The organism is Gordonia phosphorivorans (assembly GCF_042432625.1).
Classification (GTDB): Bacteria; Actinomycetota; Actinomycetes; order Mycobacteriales; family Mycobacteriaceae; genus Gordonia; species Gordonia phosphorivorans.
Window position 1 is genome coordinate 1 of the sequence record NZ_JBHLWV010000036.1, and the last position, 812, is coordinate 812.

An 812-nucleotide genomic window follows, 5' to 3' on the forward strand; every position below is an offset into this window, starting at 1 on the left:
CGGCGGCCTTCTGCCCATTCGTCGGTCTGTTCGGCCAGGACTGCGCCGACCAGACGGACGATCGCGTCACGGTTGGGAAAGATCCCAACGCTGTCGGTGCGGCGTCGGATCTCCCGGTTGAGGCGTTCGTTGGGGTTGTTAGACCAGATCTGCTGCCAGAGTCCTTCGGGGAAACCGGTGAAGGCCAGGATGTCGGCCCGAGCGGTGTCGAGGTGATCGTGCGCGTCAGGCAGTTTGGTGTCGACGTAGTCGAGCAGTCGGTCGAACTGGGCGTTGACCGAGGCGGCGTCGGGCTGGTCGTATACCGAGTGCAGCATCGCTTTGACTGCCGGCCACAGACTTTTCGGGGTGACGCTCATCAGGTTCGCCGCGTAGTGGGTGCGGCAGCGTTGCCATGCTGCCCCGGGCAGGTTCGCTGCGATCGCTTCGACGAGGCCGGCATGAGCATCGCTGGTTACCAGCCGGACTCCGGTCAGGCCGCGGGCGACCAGGTCGGCAAAGAAGCTGTTCCACGCCACTGTGGTTTCCGCGGTGGCTACCTGCAGGCCCAAGACCTCTCGGCGCCCGTCGGCGTTGACCCCGGTCGCGACCAGCACGACCGCGTTGACCACGCGACCACCTTCACGGACCTTCATCGTCAACGCGTCCGCGGCGACGAACGTGAACGGGCCCGCTTCACTCAAGGGGCGGTGCCGGAACTGCTCGACGTGCTCATCGAGATCAGCGGCCATCCGCGAGACCTGGGACTTCGACAGCGAGTTGATCCCCAGTGTCTTGACAAGCTTGTCCATGCGGCGGGTGGACACCCCGGC

The 812-nt window shown here is 65.5% G+C and carries 1 protein-coding gene; it reads right to left on the reverse strand.

The features are described 5' to 3' along the window. Positions 1-812, reverse strand: an 812-nt coding sequence (locus ACFFJD_RS16680; protein WP_382366220.1) for an IS256 family transposase, incomplete at both ends; no start/stop codon positions are given.